General features: G+C 35.8%; 27 protein-coding genes and 5 tRNA genes. 23 read left to right on the forward strand and 9 right to left on the reverse strand.

The genetic code is table 11. The features are described from left to right. Positions 1–115 precede the first annotated feature (115 nt). From BGC07_RS20705 to BGC07_RS11615, 6 genes are all read left to right on the forward strand, one after another. A complete protein-coding gene (locus tag BGC07_RS20705; RefSeq protein ID WP_158006925.1) occupies positions 116–259 on the forward strand; it encodes a hypothetical protein in 144 nt (47 codons plus the stop codon). A gap of 4 nt (positions 260–263) precedes the next feature. Continuing rightward, positions 264–674, forward strand: coding sequence for a hypothetical protein (locus tag BGC07_RS11600; protein WP_069313245.1), 411 nt, complete (start codon positions 264–266; stop codon positions 672–674). Beyond that, the gene (locus tag BGC07_RS22340) at positions 665–1,219 is read left to right on the forward strand and encodes a hypothetical protein (protein WP_235603123.1); all 555 of its coding nucleotides are present in this window, start codon (positions 665–667) and stop codon (positions 1,217–1,219) included. The genes BGC07_RS11600 and BGC07_RS22340 overlap by 10 nt, the downstream gene beginning before the upstream one ends. Positions 1,220–1,410: 191 nt before the next feature. Beyond that, positions 1,411–1,617, forward strand: coding sequence for a phosphatase PAP2 family protein (locus BGC07_RS22345; protein WP_235603124.1), 207 nt, complete (start codon positions 1,411–1,413; stop codon positions 1,615–1,617). 71 nt (positions 1,618–1,688) lie between these two features. Further along, positions 1,689–1,928: a hypothetical protein gene (locus BGC07_RS11610; RefSeq protein ID WP_069313246.1), complete on the forward strand. Its 240-nt coding sequence runs from the start codon at positions 1,689–1,691 to the stop codon at positions 1,926–1,928. Between the two features lie 71 nt (positions 1,929–1,999). After that, positions 2,000–2,212, forward strand: a complete 213-nt coding sequence (locus BGC07_RS11615) for a YodC family protein (protein WP_069313247.1) — start codon at positions 2,000–2,002, stop codon at positions 2,210–2,212. Between the two features lie 114 nt (positions 2,213–2,326). Here BGC07_RS11615 and BGC07_RS11620 read toward each other — a convergent pair whose 3' ends face one another. Beyond that, complete coding sequence (locus BGC07_RS11620; protein WP_069313248.1) at positions 2,327–3,049, reverse strand: hypothetical protein; 723 nt, start codon at positions 3,047–3,049, stop codon at positions 2,327–2,329. A 143-nt stretch (positions 3,050–3,192) separates the two neighbouring features. Beyond that, positions 3,193–4,269 (reverse strand): hypothetical protein, encoded by a 1,077-nt coding sequence (locus BGC07_RS11625; protein ID WP_069313249.1) that lies wholly within the window; start codon positions 4,267–4,269, stop codon positions 3,193–3,195. A gap of 272 nt (positions 4,270–4,541) precedes the next feature. On the opposite strand from BGC07_RS11625, the gene BGC07_RS11630 reads away from it, so the two are divergent. The 8 genes from BGC07_RS11630 to BGC07_RS11665 all read left to right on the forward strand — a co-directional run bounded on the left by BGC07_RS11630 (position 4,542) and on the right by BGC07_RS11665 (position 13,651). Then, complete coding sequence (locus BGC07_RS11630; RefSeq protein WP_069313250.1) at positions 4,542–5,984, forward strand: endonuclease/exonuclease/phosphatase family protein; 1,443 nt, start codon at positions 4,542–4,544, stop codon at positions 5,982–5,984. Between the two features lie 135 nt (positions 5,985–6,119). Then, on the forward strand, positions 6,120–7,091 hold the full coding sequence (locus BGC07_RS11635; protein ID WP_069313251.1) for a hypothetical protein: 972 nt from the start codon (positions 6,120–6,122) through the stop codon (positions 7,089–7,091). 255 nt (positions 7,092–7,346) lie between these two features. Further along, positions 7,347–8,111 (forward strand): hypothetical protein, encoded by a 765-nt coding sequence (locus tag BGC07_RS11640; RefSeq protein ID WP_069313252.1) that lies wholly within the window; start codon positions 7,347–7,349, stop codon positions 8,109–8,111. Positions 8,112–8,328: 217 nt separating this feature from the next. Next, on the forward strand, positions 8,329–9,714 hold the full coding sequence (locus BGC07_RS11645) for an MFS transporter (protein WP_069313253.1): 1,386 nt from the start codon (positions 8,329–8,331) through the stop codon (positions 9,712–9,714). A 522-nt stretch (positions 9,715–10,236) separates the two neighbouring features. Then, on the forward strand, positions 10,237–11,016 hold the full coding sequence (locus BGC07_RS11650; protein ID WP_158006926.1) for a phosphatase PAP2 family protein: 780 nt from the start codon (positions 10,237–10,239) through the stop codon (positions 11,014–11,016). 16 nt (positions 11,017–11,032) lie between these two features. Next, entirely contained in the window at positions 11,033–11,359 is a 327-nt protein-coding gene (locus BGC07_RS11655; RefSeq protein ID WP_069313255.1) for a hypothetical protein, read from the forward strand. Positions 11,360–11,673: 314 nt separating this feature from the next. Next, entirely contained in the window at positions 11,674–12,168 is a 495-nt protein-coding gene (locus BGC07_RS11660; protein WP_069313256.1) for a hypothetical protein, read from the forward strand. Continuing rightward, on the forward strand, positions 12,146–13,651 hold the full coding sequence (locus tag BGC07_RS11665; RefSeq protein ID WP_069313257.1) for a hypothetical protein: 1,506 nt from the start codon (positions 12,146–12,148) through the stop codon (positions 13,649–13,651). Before BGC07_RS11660 ends, BGC07_RS11665 begins: the two co-directional genes overlap by 23 nt. 393 nt (positions 13,652–14,044) lie before the next feature. Here BGC07_RS11665 and BGC07_RS11670 read toward each other — a convergent pair whose 3' ends face one another. Then, complete coding sequence (locus BGC07_RS11670) at positions 14,045–14,857, reverse strand: PAS domain-containing protein (RefSeq protein WP_139121685.1); 813 nt, start codon at positions 14,855–14,857, stop codon at positions 14,045–14,047. Between the two features lie 978 nt (positions 14,858–15,835). Between BGC07_RS11670 and BGC07_RS11675 the strand changes: the two genes are divergently transcribed. From BGC07_RS11675 to BGC07_RS11685, 3 genes are all read left to right on the forward strand, one after another. Continuing rightward, positions 15,836–17,083, forward strand: coding sequence for a hypothetical protein (locus BGC07_RS11675; RefSeq protein ID WP_069313259.1), 1,248 nt, complete (start codon positions 15,836–15,838; stop codon positions 17,081–17,083). Between the two features lie 797 nt (positions 17,084–17,880). After that, on the forward strand, positions 17,881–19,260 hold the full coding sequence (locus BGC07_RS11680; RefSeq protein WP_069313260.1) for an AsmA-like C-terminal region-containing protein: 1,380 nt from the start codon (positions 17,881–17,883) through the stop codon (positions 19,258–19,260). Positions 19,261–19,289: 29 nt separating this feature from the next. Next, a complete protein-coding gene (locus BGC07_RS11685) occupies positions 19,290–20,060 on the forward strand; it encodes a hypothetical protein (protein ID WP_139121686.1) in 771 nt (256 codons plus the stop codon). Between the two features lie 70 nt (positions 20,061–20,130). Here BGC07_RS11685 and BGC07_RS11690 read toward each other — a convergent pair whose 3' ends face one another. The 4 genes from BGC07_RS11690 to BGC07_RS11705 form a co-directional block, all read right to left on the reverse strand. After that, positions 20,131–20,514: a hypothetical protein gene (locus BGC07_RS11690; RefSeq protein WP_139121687.1), complete on the reverse strand. Its 384-nt coding sequence runs from the start codon at positions 20,512–20,514 to the stop codon at positions 20,131–20,133. A gap of 381 nt (positions 20,515–20,895) precedes the next feature. Next, positions 20,896–21,363, reverse strand: a complete 468-nt coding sequence (locus BGC07_RS20150) for a hypothetical protein (protein WP_139121688.1) — start codon at positions 21,361–21,363, stop codon at positions 20,896–20,898. Between the two features lie 85 nt (positions 21,364–21,448). Next, complete coding sequence (locus BGC07_RS11700; RefSeq protein ID WP_069313264.1) at positions 21,449–21,745, reverse strand: nuclear transport factor 2 family protein; 297 nt, start codon at positions 21,743–21,745, stop codon at positions 21,449–21,451. A gap of 38 nt (positions 21,746–21,783) precedes the next feature. Continuing rightward, a complete protein-coding gene (locus BGC07_RS11705) occupies positions 21,784–22,503 on the reverse strand; it encodes a TerC family protein (protein ID WP_158006927.1) in 720 nt (239 codons plus the stop codon). A gap of 119 nt (positions 22,504–22,622) precedes the next feature. Between BGC07_RS11705 and BGC07_RS11710 the strand changes: the two genes are divergently transcribed. After that, the gene (locus tag BGC07_RS11710; protein ID WP_235603125.1) at positions 22,623–22,880 is read left to right on the forward strand and encodes a DUF493 family protein; all 258 of its coding nucleotides are present in this window, start codon (positions 22,623–22,625) and stop codon (positions 22,878–22,880) included. Between the two features lie 59 nt (positions 22,881–22,939). Here BGC07_RS11710 and BGC07_RS11715 read toward each other — a convergent pair whose 3' ends face one another. Further along, a complete protein-coding gene (locus BGC07_RS11715; RefSeq protein WP_069313267.1) occupies positions 22,940–23,188 on the reverse strand; it encodes a hypothetical protein in 249 nt (82 codons plus the stop codon). A gap of 63 nt (positions 23,189–23,251) precedes the next feature. Further along, positions 23,252–23,328: transfer RNA gene (locus tag BGC07_RS11720), tRNA-Arg, on the reverse strand. A gap of 138 nt (positions 23,329–23,466) precedes the next feature. Here BGC07_RS11720 and BGC07_RS11725 point away from each other — a divergent pair. The 5 genes from BGC07_RS11725 to BGC07_RS11745 all read left to right on the forward strand — a co-directional run bounded on the left by BGC07_RS11725 (position 23,467) and on the right by BGC07_RS11745 (position 24,352). Next, positions 23,467–23,556 (forward strand) — tRNA-Ser (locus BGC07_RS11725). Positions 23,557–23,737: 181 nt separating this feature from the next. Then, positions 23,738–23,813, forward strand: a tRNA-Lys gene (locus tag BGC07_RS11730). A gap of 30 nt (positions 23,814–23,843) precedes the next feature. Continuing rightward, a tRNA-Lys gene (locus BGC07_RS11735) sits at positions 23,844–23,919 on the forward strand. A gap of 23 nt (positions 23,920–23,942) precedes the next feature. Next, positions 23,943–24,018: transfer RNA gene (locus BGC07_RS11740), tRNA-Lys, on the forward strand. 103 nt (positions 24,019–24,121) lie between these two features. After that, on the forward strand, positions 24,122–24,352 hold the full coding sequence (locus BGC07_RS11745) for a sulfurtransferase TusA family protein (protein WP_069313268.1): 231 nt from the start codon (positions 24,122–24,124) through the stop codon (positions 24,350–24,352). Positions 24,353–24,381 lie beyond the last annotated feature (29 nt).

The following is a 24,381-nucleotide window of genomic DNA, read 5'->3' on the forward strand; positions in this document are numbered from 1 at the left end:
GTTATAAAGATATATTATCAACTTCTGGGCCGATTATAGAATTAGGTTTTTAAAAAACGCTAAGCTAACTTATAAGTTTTTATTTGATGATGCTTTTGATTATAAGAAAAAAAGAGTGGAAGGTGAAGCACTGGAACGTGTTTTTCTTGATGTTGATGAAGATGTGTTTTTTATTGTTGTTTTAATTGTTGTTGATATTATTGAAGAGATGATTGCATCAGGCGACAAAGATATTCATGTAGATAAATATGTGAGCTAACTTTATGATTAAAAAATTTACATCATTTTTAAGAAAGTCATTTTCTTATCCTTTTTTGAAAGAAAGTTATAGTTTTATTTTTGTCATTTATAAGAAGCTATTTTCACTTTCGCCAGAGGCTGAAGATAAAACAAAAGTGGCGATTGATTCTGCTGGTGTTTCAGAAGATGAAGTGAAAATCGCAAAAAAAGCGTTTTTATTGCTTGCGATATTCTACTTTATATCGTTTATTGCTATGTTGGCTTATACAGTATCGTTGATTTTTGATAAATCATACATGACTGCTGTGATGGGTAGTGCGGTTTCTCTTGTGTGCTTTACATTATTTTTTAAATACCACTTTTGGTTGACTCAAACTAAATCTGGTTATTTAGGTATGACTTTTAAAGAATGGCTTAATCAGCTATGGAAATAGGCTTTAAATTAAATTTGTTAAAGAAAAATAATTTTTCTTTTCTAAGTTTAGAGAGATTAAATATTTTTGATAGATTTTCTATATTTTTGTCGATTTTGTTAATATTTTTTTCTTTATTATTTATCATTGTTAATGATGGAGATGAAAAGTATGTAAGCCATGTACAACCGATAAATTTAAGTAATATAATTTTAGTCATTCTTACATTTTTATTGATTATATTATCATTAAATTTATATGATGAATTGAAAAAAACAAGTTTTGTTTTTAAATTTATTGGTGTTTTTCTGCTCAGCATTATTTCTATGCTAATGGCTTATAATGTGCAACTTACACCCTTTGCACCAATAGATGTTGATCTATATAAAATAGATTTACTGATGGGGTTTAACCAAAATCAATGGCTGGCTTATATTCATAAGCATTATGTGATTTTAAAGGGGCTAGAATTAGCCTACGAATCTTTAGACTTTCAGGTGATACTATTGCCTATAGTAGCGTGTTTTATTGTTGCAAAAAATAGAAATAGAGTCTTTTTTATCTAAACTTTCTTTTTTAAATTTAATTGGTTGCTTGATTTATTATTTTTGGCCTACAGCATCACCTGCGAGTGTGCTTAGTCATCAATATCTTATTAAAAGTCAAGTTGACTTAGCATTGCAATTTAAGCAGCTTCATCAAGGAGTCTATCCATCCGTATCTGGAGGGGGGCTTAATTAGCTTTCCATCATTTCATGTGATATGGTCTGCATTGCTAACTTTGCTCTTTAGAAAGAGAGTATACTTTTTTATTCCATTATTATTTTTAAATATTTTATTATGGCTATCAACTGTATTACTCGGATGGCATTATATTATGGATGTTATCTCTGCATTATTGCTGGTATTTTTATCCGTGATTCTATTTGATAGAACTCTCAAGAGAAAATATCAGTATTTTTAATATTTAACTAATTTTATTTATAAAATAACAATGTGTTATGAAATAATTTTAAGTTTTTATGGGAAGTTAAATTGAAAAAAACTGCTATTATTTTTTCTTCTATAGCATCTGTGCTAATTTGTTTAGTTGTCTCGTTTTTAGGTGGTGGCCTGGCTACATTTGCAGTGAGTGTGAGCTCATTTGTTCATATTTTTGAATGGGTGATTTTTGGGGTGATGGCACTTTTTGTTGGGATTTTTATTATTTTAGGGACTATTGTTATTTGTGCAGCAGTATGGGATGAGCTGTTTGAAAAAATAATATTAATTTAATATTTAAAATTATTGACTAGTGACTTTTAATATATATTTTGCAAGTGATTTATAAGTGAGAAGAGGTAGTAATGAAAGAGGCTTGGGCTAATAGGTTTGCTGTAGGTGATGTTGTCATGCTTAAATCTGGCGGGCCGCCGATGACGGTAAAAACGGTTTCACAGTTAGACTATTTAGATGATATCGAATATGCCTGCTGTTGGTTTAATCAAAGTGATCAAGAATTTATCTTGCAGCAGGGAATTTTTTCAGGAGAAACGCTGAGCGGATTTATTGATGAATAGTAATATATTTAGTTAATTAAGTTTTAATTATTTGATTTTATAACCTCCGCAGTTTTCAGCGGAGGTAGAGGAGTTGAGTTTTTAATGGTGATTTTTTTATCGAGTGCTTGATAGCTAAACAGATGGCTCTACTTTAGGGGCTGAGCTGTGATCTACAGGTGTATATCGGTTAAGCATTGAGTATAAGAGTAAAGGGTCTCCTTGGGCGGACTTGACCAACGTGTTCATTTGTAGATGACTAGGTGCTGTTTCTTTTTGGGTATGTCGGTTAATTCTGCATGTTTCTTCATTAGCAAGTCTTTGAGCTTTTCTCGGGTTACACACAACTAATTCTTTCGTTAGGAATACCCTCCCTGTCGTAGGGTCTGCAGTAATTGCTGTGTATTTATGAGTTGGAATGAGATTGACTGCGACACCTTTCAAGTGAGGGTGATTTTGAAACTCTTGTGGGTATTTCATGCAAAGGTAATGGTGCGGCCCTGTTGGTTTCATAAAAACATAAATTTCATCAATCTTTTTCCCATGTATTAGTTGAGCAAAATGATCTAAATCTCTTCCTTGAAAAGGGTTGGTCGCATGAAAAACTATAAAGCTTCCATCACTTGCTCTGGCAAGCACCGCTTGGCATGGGCCGAAACTCTCTGAATAAATAAGTTTATCACTAGTTTGAGATCCACCGACATCTACTTCTACACTGTTAGAAGCGATATCTTTTGAAATGACTAAGGTATCACATGTAATTAGCTCAATATCAGCAGTTAAATTTTCTTTTGTAATATTTTCTTGCTCACGCTCAACATATTGATCTATACCTTGATCTTTCCTTATTATTGGCATTGCTTGTTTCCTTTAATTTTGGTTAACTGGCCTTTCGATTAAAAAGTATTAGAAATGGATGAAATATACAGAGTGTAAAGAGAAGCTCTCAGCAGAAATTCTTGGAATTGAAAATTAGAGAGCTTGTGAATGGTGTTTGAATGTTACATCGCCGGAAGTTCATGAAGAATATCTAATACATCACCAACTGCTGAAGTTGCTGCTGCCTTGGAGTCAACTCTTTCGATGCCTCCTAATGATGGTGGTGCAGTTACTGCAGCTATTGAGTAACTAGGGTCTTTTTGAGAGTCATATATGTTATTAACAATAAGTTGATATTGCTCTGGTAGTGCACCTATTTGATCCTTTTTAACACCAGCTTCATGAAGAGCTTTAAGTTGATCAATTACTTCTGTTCGAGGTACTTTTTCTGTTTTTACTGTTATTACCGCGTGGGGGTCCTCTGATAAGGTTTTATCTAAGGCTGCCTTCACAGCGAGCACTGCAGCGACACGTGAGTCCTCGTTTCCACTCTTGTATGTAAAAGTCCCTTTATCTGGACTAACTTCAATCTTCCCTTTTTCCATGCCATCCTTTGATTTGACTAATAATGTATCTTTACCCTTAAGTTCACATGATAGATCTATGTGGCCCTTTTCGAGAGCTTGATTTACCGAGGCTAGATAGGCGTCATCTAATTTAAAAGGTGGGGCGGTAAGCTTTGGATTTTCTGCTTCTTGATCAGCCGGTTGGGCTTGGACTTCTGGGTTTGGGACTGATTCTGAAGTTGTTGTTCTCTGCTCTTCTTCTTCACCGGATTGCACGGGAGGCATATCTTCGTCACGATCAACGTTATCTCCCGGCCTAACAGGTCGATGTGGGCTATCAGCAGCCTCCAGGCCATCATCATCTATCGCTATTGCTTGCACCCTAGCCCTTTCTGCGGCAGCAGCCTTATAGAGCTCTTTAAATTTGGCTAACAGCTCAGCAGCGTCTTGCTCTTCTATTTCTTCTTTTGCGGCTGCTGCTTTAGCTTGATCTGCTAATTGACTCCACTGGTCAGGAGAAAGAGTCTCATCGATGTCAGCCTGGGCTACTATTCTTTTAAGTGCATCAGCTGCTTGTAAGTCAAATGGGTCGCTATCATCTAGAGATACACCTTGAGCTTCTTGTTTCAGTTTTCGAACATATGCTAATAATTGTCTTTGTAGTTCTGTTTCTTGTTCTCTTGATAGAGGCATATCGTGAACCTTTAAAAATAATGAGTTAACTAAAGGCTACCGAGTCAATCTTTCTTATAATATGGAAAGAATTTATAAAAAATTAATATTTTTGCAAGATAGTGTTAAAGTTATTGCTACAGCATAACTTTAAGTATTTGAAACCTTTTCTTGGTTTACATTAATTGTTGAATTTTTTTTATTATTGTATATGATTTTTTTCTGGTTTTTAATGTATTTTAACTTTTTAAAATTAAATTTTTTTAATCGTTAAGTGGTTTTGGAGAGAGAAAATGCCAAATTATCGTATTGCAGCACTGACGTGGAATATGGGGAATAATCAAATTGATGGTTCTAGTATTGACGAATTGGCAGCGAAAGTAAATGAGGGAGAGATTCCTGATATTTTAATTGTAAGTGCCCAGGAAGCGAAGACGACGGCATTAAAGCGTGAACGGTTATCGGAGCGGTTGGCCAAACGGTTAACTGCTGATGATGGAGAATTTTTTCAGCAGTTACATGAAGATCATATTAGTGTTCTTACTAAACCAAAAGGAGTAAAGAATTACTTAAAACCATCCGAAACGCACCTTGGTATTCTTGTGAGTCCAAAAATAGCAGGAAAAGTTTCCATTGATGTTATAACTCCTCCTGGAAGTGTGCGGGGGACTAATCCAAATAAAGGAGGGGTCTATGCAGTACTGAGAATTCAAGGTGATGGAGATAAAGTTCGAAGAGTTGGGGTTATTGCTTGTCATTTAGATTCGAATAGCCAGGAGGAGCGTGCAAAAGAAGTTGCTAAGCTTATGAATCACATGGGTGGGGAGGAGCTTGATTCTGTTATATTTGCAGGAGATCATAATGAGCGCTTGGAACTTGGTTCCGTCCAAGATGGTTCGGTTGATGCTGGTCTTTGTAAGTTAATCGAGGCTGAAGGTGGTGAAGAGGAGCTTGTTGCGAGATTTGACCCTCTTTATAATAACAGAGTTGCACATTTCGAGAGTCGAGGTTTTTTTGCTCCTAAATTATCTGAGTTTACTCACCATGAGGTTAGGAGTAATGGCAAAACACGCCATAAAAAAGAGCGTGGTGGGGTTCCTGATGCGGGGGCATTAGATAATGTTCTGCTATGTGCTCCGGAGGGAGTTATAGATACTGTTGAGACTCCTCAGGTGATCGCTGTTAAAGGCCCTAAAGGTCAAGACGCTAGCGATCATAAAGCTGTTTTAGTTAAATTTCAATTTGACACTGAAGATCCAGGTATGGATGCACACCGTGATGGTCATTATCTGTCATATCTGTCTGAAAAACATCAGGTTGGTGAAGGCGCTAGTGAGATGGTAATGAGTACATTGGCTGCGGCTGACCGTTATATATGCCACCGTGAGTCTAGTTCTGCTGGTAGAAGGTATAAATTTATGGGAAGTGATGGAATTAATGCAACAGAAGATTTGATTGATTGGCTGAAGAAAAACCAAAGAGCAGACGATAAAACGGTGAAGATAGAAGTCATGAATTATCTTTATTCTAGAGGAGAATATAAACGCAAAAAATATAGGAAATCTAGCCACCACCAACACTCAAGGTTTCCTTTTTTTAAACGTATTTTAGAGCAAGGTGTATCACCTGATCGACGGTCAGAAAATGTATTTCATTCAAACTTTATTCGTATGACTGCTGATCAACGTAAAAGTGAATTAGAGCGTGCTAGAGTGATAGACCCTATGGCTAGTTAATAGGTGACATGAATCTATACTCTTACGTTAATTTAACATGGAAGTTACAAATTTTATATTATTTATAATTATATTTTTAGTCGATATAATGTATCTTCAAGGCAAGTAGTTAAACTGTTAACAGGTAATAAGACTATGCCGCTTTCATTAAATTCGCAAGAATTTCAAAAGCTTAAAAGAGAATTTATAAATTTTCTTGCTGAGAATTCATCTTTAACTCCGCTGAAAATGAAGCTAGTAGAGAAAAGCAAGAATATTGAAGATCTTTGTTCTGCTCTTGCTAAAGATCAGGAAGATCAATCGCATGAGAGTGATCGGTCAGTTGGCTTGTTTTGTGACTTTCTGAATCACAGCAAATATAACAGACCTACATGTCATAAAATTTCCCCGACAGGAGATTCTTATGAATGTAGGAACCCTCACTATTGCGTAACTCCGGATTTAATTGCACAATTATCACCAGGGGCAGATAAATTACCACCATGGGTAGTTAGATGTATGCCAAGAAATGTAAGAGCCTGTGCTTTAGATAAAAGGCAGCTTCATGTAGATTCACCAGCTTGGCCTATTGCAGATCGACATAATAGATTGGAACTTGCTTATAAGCCTCGTCAAAATGAATTAAAAACTCTTAGCAAAAAAGAAGTTCGTAAAAGCACTCACCATGCTTGTGTGAAGGCGATGGAGGCTGTTAGTCAATTTTTAGCGACTGGAAAGCGGCTAGAAGGCCCAGAATGGGAAGGAATTCGAGATGAGTTTTATGCAGCATTGGCGCGCTATAAAGAAGAAAGTCCCGCAGCTTTTAAGGGGCTTGGCAAGGGAGTGATACAGTTTTTCAGGTCAATAAACAGGTATCTGCAACAGCGGCAACATAGAAAGGATGGTAGAGAGTTAGATGTAATGAAGCGCTTTTTAGAAGAGCTTGCGCCTCCGGATGCTCAGTACCAAGTGGATAATGGCCCTGTTGAAGCTGAAGCGGAATTTAAAGTGCATGATGGTTTGTCTGAATTTCGGGTTGCTGTTCCCGTGTCATGCGCTATGGAAGCAAGAAAAGCTGCTGGAGCTGATTCTAGTGTTGCTCGTCAAGTTGTTCATAGTGGCCCTTGATTTCCTTAAATTATTAGAGAAATATATATTGTCTATGGTATAGATTTTTAATCTGCTTGCATATTTTTAGATAATTATCATTTTTAATATAATTTTATTTTGTCATCTTAATAGTAATTGATTTAAATAATAAAATAATTTACATTTTGTTTTCATTTTTATGTGGTTGTAATAAAAAGGCTCTATTTTTACAGGTTGTGAAAATTACTACAATTTAACTTAACTAATTTTATTTTATGAAAGGTTGGTAACATTATGCCTGATAGTAATTCTCCATTATTTAGTCAGCAATTCTCTGATCTTAAGAAGGGAATGCGTAATTTTGCCAAAAAAAAAGATAAAAGAGCTTGTAAATTGGAAGCATTTGATCACTGCGAAACAGTGCAAGAGCTTTGTTTTGCAGCATCAGTTCATCGGAATCATGGAGCTTCTGGAGCCACTAGTTCCGCAAAGGAGTTAAAAAGATTATTAAATAGTAAGAAATTTTACTGGATTAAAAACACGAAATTTCTTGGAAAGGATGTTCGGATAAGTGATATACGTAGTGTAGCATTACGTGATAAACCGAGTGAGTGTGAAAAAGAAATCTGGCAGCTTAGAGGTCAAGACAAAATCGATGAAAAACATTTTCGTCGATCGGAAGATATAGAAAAGGATGAGGATGTGATGAACTTATTTTATGATTTTAAGGATTTGAAAAAACATGGTATTAAGTACACTGGTGATGAGCCAAGCTTATCTGAGCCTGGGGATGAGAGGGTAGATCCACTTGTTTCGAGGGCAGTAGGACAGGGTGATGAGCCTCGTCGTAGGCTTTCTGATTCAGAACCAGTCTCCTTGTCTTATAGGTCTCTGTTTGCCCCACTTGGTCATGAAGGTCAACATAGAACCGATAGTATGGATTCTTATTTAGGACCCTTGCCTGAAGAATCTCAATCTGTTAGGGATCCTGATCTCTTATTTTTTGGTGCTCAAGATCCTGAAGGTCATCTAGACCCTGAAGGTGGATATGAGATCTGAGCCTGTATGATTTATGATTGTTGACTGGTTGTTGCAGTGCTGAAAAGAAGAATATGCATGATTTTAGAATAGGCTTGTACTCTTTGTAGTGAGTGTAAGCCAAGCACTTTTATTTTAATGTTTTATTATATTTTTCAAATCAATGTTGCTATCTTCGCATCTTTGGCTGGGAGTGGTATATAATCATCGATTAAATTGTTTTAAAGGTGTGCACTTTGTGAAGAAAAATAATTTATTGCTGATGTTGGTTACATTGGCTTTTCCTGTGCTGATGATTAATATCGAGTATACAGGAATTTCAGTGGTGACCCCTGCTATATCCACTGCGCTGAGCATACCTTTGGCACAAACCAATTGGATTGCACTAATCTACTTACTTATGTTTGCTGCATTTATTATTTCAGGTGGAAGGCTAGGAGACTTATACTCAGCAAAGCGAATAATGACTTTGGGCTTGATTTTATTTATTATCGGCTCATTTGTTGGCGGAATTTCGTTAACACCTTGGCAAATGCTTCTTGGGCGTGGCATGCAAGGATTAGGGGCTGCTATTGCTTTTCCTAATATTACATCAATTGCTTATCAGAGTGCGCCTGATGACAAAAAGGGGGTTGTTTTAGGGGTGTTGACAGGGATGATTGGTTTATCTATGGCAATTGGGCCGCCGTTAGCAGGGTTGGTAACAACACATGGGTCTTGGCGCTGGTTTTTTTTAATTAATATTCCTATTGGAATTTTTACAACTTTTATTATTTATTTATTTTTGCCGGTAATAAAATCATCTAATAATTTAAAAGAAAAAGTAAATTTTGATTTCTCTGGAATGGTCTTATTAAGTATTTTGTTAGGCAGTATTATTTATACACTGGGCTTAATGAAAAATGGGTTTGATGATTTTATTTTATTAGGTTCTGGTTTTATCATTATTTTTTTATCATTAGTATTGTTTATTTATAATGAAAATCGAGTGAAACAGCCGTTGATTCTCTTTGCTCATTTGAAAAACACTCAGCTAGTTATCGGTTGCTTGATCAGATCATGTATTCATTTTGGCGTCTATATTGTTTTATTTATTATGGGCTTATATTTAGTTTTTGTTATGGAGTTTTCGGCTTATCGTGCGGGCTTAATTTTATTTCCTATGAGTATTGCTATGGGGCTATTTTCTTTTATTAGTGGCAAGTTAATTGATCGATATGGCCCTTATATTCCAACAGTTTTTGGAATTATCCTATTAATTGTTTGCTATATTGGGTTTATGCTTTTACCGATAAGAGAAAATATAAGCCTAATAATGGTCTTATTTGCTGTATATGGTATTGCTTATACACTAACGTCTCCAGGACTTATGAAACTGACGTTGAGTGCGGTCGACGAGTCAACACGGGGGTTGGCTTCAGGGCTGTTTTATATGATGAGTTTATTTGGCTCGACAGTAGGGCTTGCTGTTACGGGGCTTGTACTTCATTGTTATAGCCTCGCTTCAGAAAAGCTATCTTTAATTGCGGCTTTTTTACCGTTGATGGGCATATGTTTGGTTGTTGCTATTGGGGCGCTTATTACACTTTTAATTCTAAATAAGTTTGATTGTAAGCGCTTATAGGGTTTAGTTATGTATCCATTCACCTGAGCAATCAAGTGGGTGCATTACCAAAAATCCATAGAGTAATCCGCCCTCCGCCTTTTGGTTATGAACTGTAATACATGATTATGCATTAAAAACAGTTAACATTATATTTTCGTATTATTAACGTATAATTTACATTTTGTGAAGTATGATTACTTCTCAATTTTTGTTAATGATTGAGATGTTGAGGGAGCATGCTTAATATTTATCCGAATGAGCTACAGCTTATGAAGTAGCTTTAATTCGAATTTTTAAAACCTGCTTTATCACAAGTTTACTTATAGTTAGCTCGGTTAAGTTTTTATATCTCTAGAATTTAAAATGCTAGAAGGTAAGATACGTTTTGACCAAAATTGCCCATAAAACGCTCTGTCGGGTTGGCTATAGAGTTAAATAAATAATCACATATTAATATTTAAGAGGTAAATTCCATGTCAATGCCAGAAAGTAAAGTTAAATTGATGATTAATAGCAATGCTAGCTATCACTCTACGCTTAGTGATCATAAAAAAAGGTTTTGATATTGAGTCAGGCCAGAATGAAGTTCTTAATCAAGATAATGCTTTTAACTTGAATGATATTGAGCTACCTCAAGATAGTAAAAAAGAAACTTGGTCAGAATGGTGTCGTCGCATATCGCAATCCGATACTTTTGCTTATACTGCGAACGGGTTTGCTGCATGGATGATAAATGAGGGTATAAAACGTTTTTATTTGCAAGAAAGACCAAATGGAGCCGATAACAAAGCTTGGCCTAGCGGTCATGCTGGCTGGGGTGCGATGTTAATGGGGTTAGCCATGATGCTAACAGAAGACAAAAAATTAAGTATATGTGGAAAAAGCCTAACAATTAGCAAAGATGGTGTTTTTGCTGTAGGTTTGGTTGATGCTTTAGCAACTATGGTTGGTCGAGTTATTGCTAAGAAGCATTGGGTAGGTGATGTTCTTTCTGGAGCTGCTCTTACTTCATATTTGAGCACTATTACAGGTAATTTGCTCGCTCACTGTAAAGGGAAAAGTTCGCAGGATAATTCACCATATACTAAAGAAATGGTGGTGCAAACAATAGGCTTATTAAGTGCTTTAGTTTCCAACCCTATGGTTGGTTCTGTTCCTTTAACTGTTGCGTTAGAGGTAATGACTCAAGTGTCAGAATGGTACTCTAAAGGTACTGTCTATGGGAATAAAGTTAAGAGCCTTTCTGACCTTCCCGGTGCTATCCTAAAAGGTGGGCTACTCGCTAATTTACCAAATTATAAAGACATGACAAAAAAATGAAATAGCTATGGCGGTAATGAAATTAACGACTCTGTATGGGGGAATAGTTGCCAACGCCGCTTCTTTGCCATTTACTCAGGCCAGTGGTTGGAAAACAACACTGGAAGAAGGAATTTATAGCGGACATGAACAACTTGCAAAATTAGTTGAACCTGTGACCTGGGGAACGGCAGTAGGAGGGGCATTTGCAGGCTTTGGAGTTTCATTGTTAGGTTCAAAAACTAACCCTCTTGAATCACCAATACTGGTAAACGAAAGCTCTCAAATATTCAAAGAAAGAGCAGAGTCAAAGCAACAAAACAAATCAAAAAATAATGATGTGATAATAGATATGGGGATGTAATACTTTCTATCCACTTCATAAATGGAGTTAACTCTCATTTATGAAGTGGATACATAATAAGTTCTATGTAAAGTGTAAATTTTGAGTCTAAGTTAAATTTCAAGCATGGCAACTTATCGATGATAATTTCTTGATTTTATTTTTATAATTGATTTTTAAATTTAAGTTAATTAAATGATTTTTCTATAAATTTTATATTTTAATTGGGTTGATATCCTATATCGTTGATATAAATAATTTTTAATGGGCAGGGAGGCAGAGTCAAAGCTTTTGCAGTTTTCGTATCTAAGTTATCTATTACTAGGGAGAGTTATATGCCATATTTTGAAGTAGAAAATCATTTGTTTTCAATGCAAAGAATAGCTAAAAAGCCAGGAGGAGTGACTCGAGGATTTATTGGTATTCGTGTAGATAAAAGCAGTGAAGATGAAATATTTATAAAATTTAGGGAGTTTTATTTAAGCACATTTAATATTGACATTTATGATGAGGGATTAAAAAATTATTTTGACTTAATGAGGCTATTTGATTTAGATTTTAGTGGTTCAGAATATGAAAATATACGGTCAGAATTTGTTGAATATTGCAAAGAAGGTGGAAAGGCTTATCTTGTAAAAAATGACCACAAAGACCCATGGAGTGATTGGTGGTTTTTAAATAGGGTTAGCAATCCTAAAGACAACTTTATGGAAAGTAGAGCTTATAAAAGATGGGAGAATAAAAGTAGATTTGCGGCTAATTTTTTGAAGTATGGCTATAGCTTTGGTAAAAGAGGCAAGAAAAAGGATGAAAAATATAGAAAGTCTTGATGAAGTGTTTGCTTTGAAGCTAGCAAGAGCACTTGGCTTTAAAGCTCCAGAAGCCTCAGTGCTTGTTAAGGGATATAAAAATGGTGAGGCAAAATTTTGTGTAAAAACAAGTTGGGAATCCTCCCTTAAGCATGGGGTGCCGGCAAAAAACGTAAGTGCGCCAGGTCGTTTTCATACACCAATGAAGGTGTTGGGTGATTATGATATTCTTGGCTCGAGTGGTCAAAACGCTGCTTTAATATCGCGACCAAATGGTTTGGGAACCGATCTTTATGTTTATGATTGTGGTCATTTTCTTTCTGATAAGTCTATTACAAACATTGCCCCATTTGTAACAGAGAATGACCCATATGCTCTTATAGGATTAGTTAATACTTACTTAGTTTTGCCAAAGTCATGGCTAGAACAGGAACAAATAGAGAGGTTAGAGCAGATAAAAAAATATCTTGAGAGTATTCCTAAATTTAAGCAGTATATCACAGAAAATCCAGAAAATTATGAGGATATAAAAAAAGGCTTTGTTGAAGGAATTGAAGCTCTTGATATTAGCGCCGATGAAAAGCTATTTTACAAAAACCATATTGAGGATCTGGAAGTTAAGCTTAAAAAGTCATTTAGAAATGCAGTGTCTTCTGCTTTTGAAAGCAACAATGGGATTATAAAATATATACAAACTACCGTTAAGGAAGAGAGTTTAAAGGAGTTAAGTAGTAAAATATCATTACAGCTTTCTGCTATTTTGTTAAAAATATCTGATCTCGGAGCTAAGGGTGCTGGGGAGCTATATCATAGCTGCAGGGAAGTCTTTAGTGTTCTTTGTAAAAGTTTAAATCGAAATGATCCAGATAGTGTCATAAAATTTATAGAAAATAGTATTAAGGATAGTAAAGCTGAATATATATCAGAAGAACTAAAAAAAATTAAGGAAATATTGAGCGATCCTAGTGTTAGTGATATAAATTTGTATAGTGTCTCTTACAAGTATTACAGTCTAGAGGTTGTTAGAGAAAAAATATTTAAGGAATTGTCAAATATTGTGTTTTCTTTCGAAAGTTTTGACTACTTTCACGATAAGGTCAAAGGGTTGGTTGAATTATACAGGGCATTCAAAGAAAGTTCTGATGACGGTGATATGACTTTACCCGTGAAAGAACTATTTAATGTTGAATTAGCAAATATTAAAAGTAGATATTCTGATTTTATTAATATTGCAAATTTTGAGGAACTTTCTAGGTTTATTGAAAGTGATTTTCAACAAAGTGCTCAGTATAAATATATGGCAGAACCCCGTAGAAAAGATGCTTTGTTGGGGGTTAACAAGAGTGATGAAAGGGACTTTGCTCCAGACCAGGTAGTAGGTAGGAAGAGAGCACCTGCTATTGTTAAGCCTTGTCGAAGCGCTTTACTCATACATGACAAGCTATCAAGTGGACACCCTTTGCATCTACGTGAAGCTGGACTATCTGCTGTTCCCTGCTGTTAAATTAGGATATGGGGTGTGGATTTTTTTGCTTACACCTGGTATATGATTTCTAAAAACATATTCACTCTGCTTATTTATACTAGAGCTTATTTGTTAATAGTATTAAATAGTTGATATACTCGCTGAGTAAATTACTTTAAAGGTGTGCATTGCATGCAGAAAAATAATTTATTGCTGGTGTTGATTGCACTGGCTTTTTCTGTGCTGATGATTAATATTGAGTATACAGGAATTTAAGTGGTGACCCTAGCTATATCCATTGCACTGAGCATACCCTTGGCGAAAACCAACTGGGTTGCACTAATCTATTTTTACTCATGTTTGCTGCATTTATTATTTCAGGTGGAAGTCTAGGAGACTTATATTCGGTAAAGCGAATATAGAGTTTTTACCCTATAGATACTTTTGGTGAGTTTGGTGGCTTTGGTGAATGCTAAGCATTTCCTCAGAGGGAGGCAGGCATGCGGCTTTGTTTTTTTTACCCATTACTTCCTCTTCATTTTTTGGTAACCTTAAGTTGAGTATTGTTTTCTTTAAGGCTTTAAATGGTATTCTAGAATAGAGGGACAATTCTGCTAAAGGCAAGCAAATATAGCGGTTATCATAATTTACATAGAAGCCGTTTAAAAGTATGTGTCGTAGAACTTCGTTATAGCAGACAGTTTCATTCTCATTGACGGCCTTTATTTTTTGTATCAGTGAGTTTTTATACATGTATACCGTTTTTGTTTTTAGATTAAAGCATTTTGCAATGTCTTTTGCTTTGATGTTTTCAAATTGTGCCAGGATCATTAGTAGTTTAATATCTGTCTTATAAAAATATAAGCCTTTATAAGTGCCACCATCTAATATATTTAAGCAACTATTTTTTGCAAATTGATCAAGGTTTGCATTTGTTTTATAAATGACACCAATCACTTTTCCATTGTCAATATGGGGATATTTATGTATTGTTGCAACAGCAAATACATTATTATTGAAAATAATGCCTTCTCGAGATATTTCTTTCTTCATTCCTAAGAAAAGAGAAATATTGTCATTGATTCCTTTAACCGTGCCAAAAGGGAATGTGACATACTTTCCCAGCCTGTTACCAATAACTTCATCTCGTTTTACATCCATTAACTCTAAAAAAGAGTCATCTACAAAGGTGATTTCACCATGTAAGTTAGTTATAAAATAAGTTGTAAATAGATTATCCATCACTGCGACTACCTATCTTCTATAAGGCTCAATTGCCTATTATAATGTGATTGCATAAATTTTCCTACTTATTTTTAGTGATATGTTAATATTTGTTTGCAAATCATAAGCATGAATCAAATTGACCTTCAGATAATTTATCTGTTTTAATTCAATGTAGTAGATCTTAACTTATTGAATTTATTTAAATCTCTTATATTGGTAGCTCTTAAAGTTTGTAACTTTTGTATAAAATTTGATACTTTTAAAGCTTCTGTTTGAATCGAACCAAATTTTACTGTCTCAGTTTTCGATATGCACAGTAAATATAAATATTTTTAAAGCTATTCTTAATATTCAAAGGACTTACTCATTGCTTTAGTGGTACTCTCATAGTTATTTGAAATATCGTCAATAATCATACAAGAAATATAAAAATAACTGGAAAAATAGCATCAATAATCACCTTGCTTATCTAATGATGGGCTGATAATACGTTTATAGTATTCTAGCTTTCTAGTAGCAAGTATGGACGAAAATATTATAAATTTATATATTTGAGTAAATAAATGGTAAACCTCTTTAGGTGGGCTGTATTTGGTGCAGCTACTGTGTTGAATTTTATTTTTATATGTTTTAGATCAATATGTTAAGTGCTGTTTAATTGTTAAAAAGATGATGTGAAGAGGGGAGGCAGAGTAACTCAGGGGATTCCTAAATTTTCTAATATGAGAATTGGCAAAACGCCTCGATTGAAAGTTAATTGTATCTTATCAAAATGCACGTATTGAATAACAGTAATACTAAAGTTAAATTGATTAGGCTATTTTGTAATTTTTAGTGATCATTGCCTTATTATGACATTAATTCGTAACAATATTTTTTTCATAAAGTTTTCAATTTTATTGGATTTTTTATAGTAATTATAAATTTAGTTTCATAATGAAATTGTCTAATCTTATAACTACTTACAAAAGTAAATTTATGTTGAGGTAAATAAGTATGTCAAAAACGTTCACTGAATATTATAACACCCTTGAAAATGTTGCTGGGCGTTATGAATTAAGTAGGGAGTTAACTGTTAAGATTGAAAAGTTTGTAGAGTTAGGCAAAGATTTGGAGGTTGACCTAGCTTCAGCTAAGGGTAAGAAAGAGCCTCTTAAAAAGGCTGGGAAAGATGTATTAGATCAACTTATGGATGATATTGCTTCTAATCGAACAGAAGCTTTAGAGGGGTTTGCTGAAAACTATATGGCATTACTTATTGACGTAAGTAAGCGTGAGTATGAATTCAGAGGAGGTGGGTGGCCATATACTACACCAGAAGATGATGCTGAAGAGGCAAGGCAAGCAGCAGCCTCGATCGGTCGGCGGCTAGAAGGTCAGAGCAAATCAAAAAATGTAAGTGTTGCTAAAGAGGTGTATGCAAAAGTAGCAGGCGAGATGGAAGAGTGTGATTATGAATCAGCAGTCTCTAGGTTAGAGGCTATTGCACCAAAAAGAGTGAAGCCATGGCATGAAAACGAAAAGATCATAAGAGATAAAGCATCTTCTTGGAGGTATGGGTTTCGCGATCTGAGCTTTGGAAAGCATAAGCCTAGAGATCAGGTACTTTCAGCTGTTGCTCTGGATGTTTATGGTCATAGATTTTCAGATGTGGCTGACTCTTGGGCAGAGGCGTTAGCGAAATTTGAGGGGAAAACAAAGTTAAGCACAAAGGAGTTTTGGGGAGGAGACCAAAGCCAGCCTATGACAATAGAGTTTTTAATGGGAGAAAAAGCAAGGTTCTTATTACCGTTTCCCAAAGATAAAAGAGCAAGATTCTTATTGCCGGCGGCAAAAGAGCTTATCCAACTTAGGGATAAAATTAAAGATGAAATATTGGATATATTGAGTGATTTTAAATCTATTGATAATATAGCATTGGACGATATTAAGGGGCTGCGTGCTATTTTACTTGATGACCCAAGGCTCAATTTATTACATAAGCCAGTTAATGAGGGCTATGTGGTGGAGTGCCAAGATGGAAGCACTAAGCAAACATCAAAGCAACTGGTTGATATTGATAGAGAGTTTGTAAGAGTTGTGGGGGCTTTAATTATAGGTAGTTTTGCTCGTGAAATTTTAGACTGTAATGCTGGCCGTCCTAGGGAAGAGGCTTTTCAAGAAATTATTGATAGGGAAGGCTTGTCGTGGATGAAGGCATATAGAGTGTTGGGGGAAAAAAAATACTATGAAATTTATTTTTAGTCAGTTAGCAGATGCTGATACTTGTAGAAAGCACAGAACAAATTCTACTTTTCAAGAGGTGATGAAGGACCATCTTGAATCCCTAGAGAGGGGTGATGAGATGGAGAGAGCAGTGGAAATGGGTGTGCAAGCATCAAAAAATAGTTAAACTTTAGGTTTTAAAATAACAGCATTGGATAATGTGATATTAATTTATATAAAGTGTAATATGGATATTACACATAAATTTACTTTTACTATTTTTCATGATTATATTAACTGTATATTTTTTTAAATATAATTTGTTTTTAGGTGTTATAATTTTTTATGAAATTAATATAACCTGATTAGGTGAAAGGCTTCTTCTGTTGTGATTTGAGCATTAGTTGGGGAGTGGTAACTCGTTTTATTGTAGATTTTTATTTCGTACAATGAGAAATATAAACCTCAAAGAAGTAGCTGTTTTAAGAGGTCTTTATGTGAAAAAGATGCGTTATTTAGTAGATTTAGACCGAGTGATGTTAGTTAAAGGGTTTATAATAGGTGAAGGTGGGGCTTGGTTATTAGAAAAATCAGAAAGGCAAAAATTAAAAATGTGAGTTGTTAGTCTGTGATATAGCTAAATTAGCATGGTTTAATATAGGCTAGTTAAGTTAAAGCCCATTTCAATTTGTTATAATTATATGTTGCCTTGAATGAATAAATAAAAAATTACTTAAAATTAAACTCTGTTTAACTTCAGCCAGTTAGAGTGACTATACTTATATCAGCTTAATCTTGATTTTTATTGTGTTGCTGTTATGAAGGTTGCTCGAAACTTGACTAAAATTTTTGCTATTTTTATATGTGGTATTTTTGTTTTCCTTTTGATCTTAAATGCTGTGCATTTTCGCCCCGTAATTTCTTTTATTAACAATAAATTAGCGACGGCTAGCTCTGATAAGGTTAATTTGTCAGGAGGAAGTTTTGGCTTTAGTTTGAAAAATGGCCTAGTCCTTAATTTATATGGTTTAAAGTTTACTCACCCTGAAGATAGAGTAACAAGGGGAGTCAGTGCAGAGCTTGAGAGAGTTTCTGTTGCTGCTTCTTTACATCAGTTGATATTAGGGCGGCTGGAGCTTAACACATTAGCCATCCAAGGTGGTAACGTGAAATTTTATGATAGGTTGTCAAAAAGTAAAAAAATGCAAGGGAAAAAGAGTAAAAATAATAAAGAGAGTTCAGTAAAAAATAATGCTGAGATTAAAAAAAATGAAATAGATAGGTTGTTAATTTTAAAAGATGTTAAAGTTAAAATTGAGAATATAAGATTCTTGCACTTAAATGCTAGGTCAAAGAAGTTAGATCAGTTTGCTATTGATCACTTGGCTATGGAAATTCAGGCGAAAAATTTAGAAAATCTGTTAGAAAATTTTTCTGTTAGGAGTCAGGTTATATTTAAGCCTGCTATTTTGAAAGTTGAAAATATTAAGGGGCAACTTGCCGGTGGAAGAATTTCCGGTAATTTTTCATTTGAATCGAGTAAGCTGCCTGCAAAGTTAAGGTTTAAAATTAAGTCCAATGGGCTAGATTTTGGCGCAATAATCGGTGGATTGAATTTAGATAATGGTTTTAGTGGAGGCAGTTTTAATAGTGATATTTCTCTTGAGGGGCAAGGGAAAAGCCTGCAAGAGTTAATTGCTAATTTATCAGGTAAGACTTCTGTTGTTTTACAGCAAGCCCAATTTTATCCTTCTATAGAAAATCCATTTGTAGCATCGATAGTAAAGTTCTTGGTTGGAGGAAATGAAAAGGACGGTATGAAGCTGCATTGCTTGATCTCGAGTTTTAAGGGAGAGAATGGAAGTTTTAAGAGTCAGGCGTTAGTAATCGATAGTGCTTCTTCTTTTGTGGTTGGCGAGGGTGATATTAATTTAGCGAAAGATAGTATTGATATTACAGTGACTCCACAAGGTAAAGCCCTTAATTTATCATCTTTGGTAACGCCTTTTAAAATCTCTGGCAAGCTGGATAGTCCGACAGTATTGCCTGATACAAAATCAACGCTTTGGACGGTGGGCAAATATGTATTAGGTAGTGTGACTGGCGTGGGTTTAATTGCTGTATTAGGTTCTACATTGGCTAATAATATTGTAAGCTCAGTGAGTGATGTGTGTAAAGATACGTTGGATAAGGTGAAAATGCTTAATTCAAAATAGCCTTGTTATGCGACTGGATGATTTGCTTTATGGTACAATTTGCCAAGATAGTAAGAGGAAGAGTTTTTATAGTTTTTATGAAAGATGTTAATAGAATTTATTGTATTACAAATGTTGAAGGTAATATAACATTTATAAGTGAATCTTTTTTGGAAATTTATAAGGCAGCAAAAAAAGAAATCTTAGGGAAAAAAATTAATAGTAATTATATCATCTACCCATTAGGCTCTAAGCGAGGTGTTCAGGACTTATTAGACCTGCAAAGTGGCAAGTTGAAAGAGACCCAGAGTGAAATTATAAGCTTTAATCAAAATAGATTCATCATTAGTACGATATATAAATACCCTCAAATGGATAATGGGAAAGTTATTGGTATTATTCATGATATGGATCCAGGGGTTGAGCAGTTCAAGAAGAATCGCTGCTTGAGCGCCCTAGAAAAGGCGTCTTATCATGGTATACCTTTAAACAGGAAAGAGATTAAATTAGCCATGATACTCGCGCATTTTGAAAAAATTACGGGGCCTGAAATAGCGGATATTCTCGAAGTAAAGGTTAACAGTGTTTATATGTATAAAAGCATTTTGATTAATAAAATAAAGTCTGTGAGTCGGGGGGATGACTGTTGTTTTATTGAAGTAATGAGAACGATTCTACTACAAGGCTTATTCCAGAAAAACAGTCAACTCATCTGCCTTCCTTATGATGAGCTTGTGCATTCTTCGACAATGAGTTTACATGCACTAAAATCTGAAGTTAAAAGTTATAGAGAAAAAATGGCAGCCTACTACCACTGTTGAGTTCGGCTAGTATCGTTTTTTTATTTTTAGGTCTTATGATTTGGCTGTGAGATCGTGTCGGCTAGTTCTTCTAGCATATTGCTGTTTTTAGCAAAAGTTTTATGAGTTTCAGAGGCAAATTTATAGACAGTCTTAGTCCCTTGGAAGGTGACGGTGTATTGCCCTGAAAGTGTATGGCTGTTGGCAATAAAGCTGCTTTCATTACTGTCGAATTCAAAGATGATGCTTGGTTTTGTATTAAGTTGATCTGCTGTAACTCTGCTGGTGTTAATGCCTTGTTTTTAAGATTTTTACTTAATATATTATAAAAATAATCTTTGTCTTTATCAGATAAATCAGCCTCTTTTTTGGTTAAAATTGCTATGTTATAGTCAGTGCTGTCTAGTGGCTTCGCTGCGGGAGTGATCGTCGTGTCATTTGAACGTAACTCTCCAAAGCCTTTTCTAGCGATCATAAAGCAACCTGAGGTGCTTAGTAGGAAAATGGTCAAAGAGCAAATTGTTAATAAGCGAAATAACATAACTTCTCCGCGGTTTTGATTTTTAAAATTCTTAAAAAATAAAATGTTAGCTTTTTATCCAAGCTGTTTAACGGTAGACTTATAGGCCGCTTGTCATATCAAGGTCTAGAAGTTTAGCTAAATTTAACGGTAAAGATAATAGAGATTTTGAAATAAAATCTTTAAAAATTTATTTAAATCCTTTTTTTGGGGGGGATAGTTCTTATTTTATCTGACGCTTGCTTGAAAGAGCGAGGGTTAGTGTCGTGATAAATAAGAAAGGCTTTGTTGGAGTTGCTTTATTTTTTTGGCTAGCAGCAAGTGAAGTGCACAGCCTTAAGCAAATAAAGAGTAAACCCATTTTGGGGTGTCTATTATTAGGGCATATGCACCGACAGGAGCAGTGATAAACCATAAGAAAGGGATAACGCCTATGCAAAACATCCAAAAGATTTTGAGTTGTATTGCTAACCAGAGCCAATGAATGCCCCCTATAATGATAAGAAGGTATAAAGCAAAAAAGGGGATAACAAGTAAATTTGAGAAAGCGTGACGTATTGAAGCCCAAATATCACCTAGAGGGTTATCATTGTCTTTTTTCATTAAAAGCAGTATGAAGGTAGAGGCTATGATTGAAACTGGCCCTACTTGTATGCCTAACAAAACTATTGTGGCAATACAGCAGCCTGCAAACCAAAAAATTCTCTTAGATGGAGAGCTTCTCTTAACTAGCCAAACAAAGACTAGGGTAATGGCTGAGAAAATTATGAGAGTAGCTAATGAGTAGAGTTCAAGTTTATTCAATTGGGTACCCTCCGTGTGCTTAGCCTCTTTTTGATTGTTTCTTGTTGCTTCTAATGTCTCTACAGCCCAGAAAAATAAGAGAACACTATGGGGGGCTATTCAAGTAATTATTTGCTTTTATAGTGCTTGCATGAATGGTGCCATCACTTACAACCTGGTTGTTACTATCAGCAAGGAGGGAGCGAATGGTAAATGTCCAAGGGCCGTTTGCAGGGTAATGGGTATTGATCTTGGTAAAGTTTTCTCGACCGCGGATGAGTTCCGATGATTGGGGCCAGTAACACTCAAAATCTTCGCTTAAGCAGAGGCTGGCTTGGTAAAAGTCATTGGTTTGCATCGCTTGCCAATACGCGAGGACGATGGCTTTAGATGTATTGATCATAATTGTTTATGGCTTCCTTGCCTTTTATTATTAATTGCTTAATTTTTCAATTGGTTAGGTTTGTTGCTTTTGTTTTTGCCATGTAGATACTGTAACACTTCAACCAAGCAGGCAAAGCCGATAGCAAAGTAAAGATAAGCCTTATCGATAATGATATCGACTCCTGTGGCTGCAATCATGACACCGATGAATAATAAGCAGCAAAGCGCAAGCAGTTTAACGTTAACCGATTTTGCTAATGGGGCGAGATAGCGGCTGGCAACGAGCATAATGACACAAGAGGTAACAATCGCTGCGATGATGACACCAACATGGTCAGTGAGACCGACAGCAGTAATGATACTGTCGAGTGAGAAAATAGCATCAATGAGGACAATCTGGGTGATGGCACTTGCCATCGATGTTGCCGCTTTGCCGCTGCTGTGTTTCGCTGTGAATAATAAATAAACTTCATGCAGTGCTTTGATGATTAAAAATAAACCGCCGAAGATTAATATTAAATCTTTAATACTGATTTGGCTGCTCATAAACTCGAATAAAGAGGCGGTGAGTTTCATGAGGGTGGCAATGCCAAGCAAGCCGAGTATGCGCATGGTTGCGGCTAGGACAATACCATAACGCTGAGCCTTGGTTTGCTGAGAAGCGGGCAGTTTTGCTGTGACAACATAAATAAATAATAAGTTATCAATGGCAAGAATGGTTTCTAAAAAAGTGATCGTCAAAAAGAGGGTTGCCAGTTCGGCAAGGGGAACGTCCAAAAAAATATCTCCTAAATATAAACAACAATTCTAATGTACTTGAGAGAAGATCAGAGTGTCAATCAATACTTGCAATTAGGGTGGTTTTTCTTAAACTTTGGGGGAATTATGGTGAGGTGATGATGAAAACAGATAACTTTAAAGAATTGCTTGAAGAAAATTATACATGGCCGGCGGAGTATCCATTTAAGTTTATTGTGCCTAAAGATCAAATAGATTTAGCATTGGCCTTGTTTCCTGAGCAGGCGGTAAAACAGACGCCTTCTAAAAAAGGTAACTATATCAGTGTGAGCTGCAAAAAGTGGATGAAATCCAGCGAAGAGGTCCTCGCACTTTATGAACGTGCTGCTAAGATTAACGGCTTGATTAGTTTGTAATGTTATGGCGAAAACATCGTGATACATGCCTATTCTCGCCATAGGTGAGTGCTGAGCTGCTAGTTATTGTGTTTTGGGATGGCTGTGCTTGATTTAGCCAGATGGTCATTGAGGTGGATTTCATGGTCGCCGCGCTTGAAGCAATAGACAATAAAGTCTGCAATCTCATCCATGCGTGGGGCCAAATGAGGTTGTAAGCGCAGGATCTGGTCATTGGTTTCTTGATGGAAAACTAGGTCACTTTCTTCAACAGAAAGGCTGTGCGTTTGGTTGAAGTCAATTTTTTTCCCGTCGTAGTTGATAATCATTAAAGACACTCCGTTTCTAAAGGTGAGTTAGGATCGTCGTTCTTCTTCTTTAGTTTGGGAAATTGGCGCCCCGAACAGGATTCGAACCTGTGACCTATCCCTTAGGAGGGGATCGCGCTATCCAGCTGTGCCACCGGGGCTGTCAACGTCCTTACGATTATACGGTTTTTTTGCAGCTTGTCAGTAGGCACTAACAATAAAAAACATTGATAAAAACCGCGAGTTATTTTTCTCTTGCAAAAAAAACAGGGTCCGTATAATGAGCCTGGCCTTGTTTCGGAGAGGTGGGTGAGTGGCTTAAACCAGTTCCCTGCTAAGGAACCGTATGCTAACGCGTACCGAGGGTTCGAATCCCTCCCTCTCCGCCATTTCCATCTTATCTTGCCTATTTCTATGATGTCTGTTTGCTGTTGCCGCGTTATTATTCCCTGTGCAGTTGAGCATAACCAGAATGCATTTGCTTTTGTGTTTAATTTCAGCATCTAATACGAACTTTTTTGCGAAAAACTATTGCATTTTTTCCAAACTCCAGTAAAATAGCCGCTCGTTGGGTCATTAGCTCAGTTGGTAGAGCACCGGACTTTTAATCCGTTGGTCGTAGGTTCGAATCCTACATGACCCACCAACAATTACAGCAGATTATGTGAATACATTTGGGTCATTAGCTCAGTTGGTAGAGCACCGGACTTTTAATCCGTTGGTCGTAGGTTCGAATCCTACATGACCCACCATTTATCTCACATCGCCTTACTTTGGGTCATTAGCTCAGCTGGTAGAGCACCGGACTTTTAATCCGTTGGTCGTAGGTTCGAATCCTACATGACCCACCACGTATTTTATTTCTTGTTATTCTGTTCTTTTTTTATATCGCTATATCAAGTATTCTTAAGGCTTTTCTAGCGTTTAAGATATAAAATTAAGGTATAGACACTGATGCGAAAAGCAGATGCAAAGCTCGATGTCACCGATTTACGTTGCCCCTTTCCCTTATTGCGGACTAAAAAAGCCTTAAAGTGCTTGCAAAGTGGCGAAATACTCGAAGTGACTGCAACAGATCCGAGCACACAGCAGGATTTTTCTGCGTTTGTAAAACAAACAGGCCATGCCTTACTAGAGATGCAAATAATAGACGATGTATTTTACTACTGGCTGCAGAAAAAATAAGCACTGATTTTCTCAGCCATAAGGAAGGC

The sequence above is a fragment of the Piscirickettsia litoralis genome (assembly GCF_001720395.1).
Classification (GTDB): Bacteria; Pseudomonadota; Gammaproteobacteria; order Piscirickettsiales; family Piscirickettsiaceae; genus Piscirickettsia; species Piscirickettsia litoralis.

Coding starts and splice junctions, on each gene's coding strand:
- BGC07_RS11620 (WP_069313248.1), bottom strand. CDS start 3,049: ATGCCAATAATAAGGAAAGATCAAGGTATAGATCAATATGTTGAGCGT.
- BGC07_RS11635 (WP_069313251.1), top strand. CDS start 6,120: ATGCCGCTTTCATTAAATTCGCAAGAATTTCAAAAGCTTAAAAGAGAA.
- BGC07_RS11600 (WP_069313245.1), top strand. CDS start 264: ATGATTAAAAAATTTACATCATTTTTAAGAAAGTCATTTTCTTATCCT.
- BGC07_RS11745 (WP_069313268.1), top strand. CDS start 24,122: ATGCGAAAAGCAGATGCAAAGCTCGATGTCACCGATTTACGTTGCCCC.
- BGC07_RS11675 (WP_069313259.1), top strand. CDS start 15,836: ATGTCAAAAACGTTCACTGAATATTATAACACCCTTGAAAATGTTGCT.
- BGC07_RS11655 (WP_069313255.1), top strand. CDS start 11,033: ATGAAATTAACGACTCTGTATGGGGGAATAGTTGCCAACGCCGCTTCT.
- BGC07_RS11690 (WP_139121687.1), bottom strand. CDS start 20,514: ATGATCGCTAGAAAAGGCTTTGGAGAGTTACGTTCAAATGACACGACG.
- BGC07_RS22340 (WP_235603123.1), top strand. CDS start 665: ATGGAAATAGGCTTTAAATTAAATTTGTTAAAGAAAAATAATTTTTCT.
- BGC07_RS11625 (WP_069313249.1), bottom strand. CDS start 4,269: ATGCCTCTATCAAGAGAACAAGAAACAGAACTACAAAGACAATTATTA.
- BGC07_RS11710 (WP_235603125.1), top strand. CDS start 22,623: ATGATGAAAACAGATAACTTTAAAGAATTGCTTGAAGAAAATTATACA.
- BGC07_RS11665 (WP_069313257.1), top strand. CDS start 12,146: ATGAAAAATATAGAAAGTCTTGATGAAGTGTTTGCTTTGAAGCTAGCA.
- BGC07_RS11700 (WP_069313264.1), bottom strand. CDS start 21,745: ATGATCAATACATCTAAAGCCATCGTCCTCGCGTATTGGCAAGCGATG.
- BGC07_RS11715 (WP_069313267.1), bottom strand. CDS start 23,188: ATGATTATCAACTACGACGGGAAAAAAATTGACTTCAACCAAACGCAC.
- BGC07_RS11630 (WP_069313250.1), top strand. CDS start 4,542: ATGCCAAATTATCGTATTGCAGCACTGACGTGGAATATGGGGAATAAT.
- BGC07_RS11685 (WP_139121686.1), top strand. CDS start 19,290: ATGGTACAATTTGCCAAGATAGTAAGAGGAAGAGTTTTTATAGTTTTT.
- BGC07_RS11660 (WP_069313256.1), top strand. CDS start 11,674: ATGCCATATTTTGAAGTAGAAAATCATTTGTTTTCAATGCAAAGAATA.
- BGC07_RS11615 (WP_069313247.1), top strand. CDS start 2,000: ATGAAAGAGGCTTGGGCTAATAGGTTTGCTGTAGGTGATGTTGTCATG.
- BGC07_RS11640 (WP_069313252.1), top strand. CDS start 7,347: ATGCCTGATAGTAATTCTCCATTATTTAGTCAGCAATTCTCTGATCTT.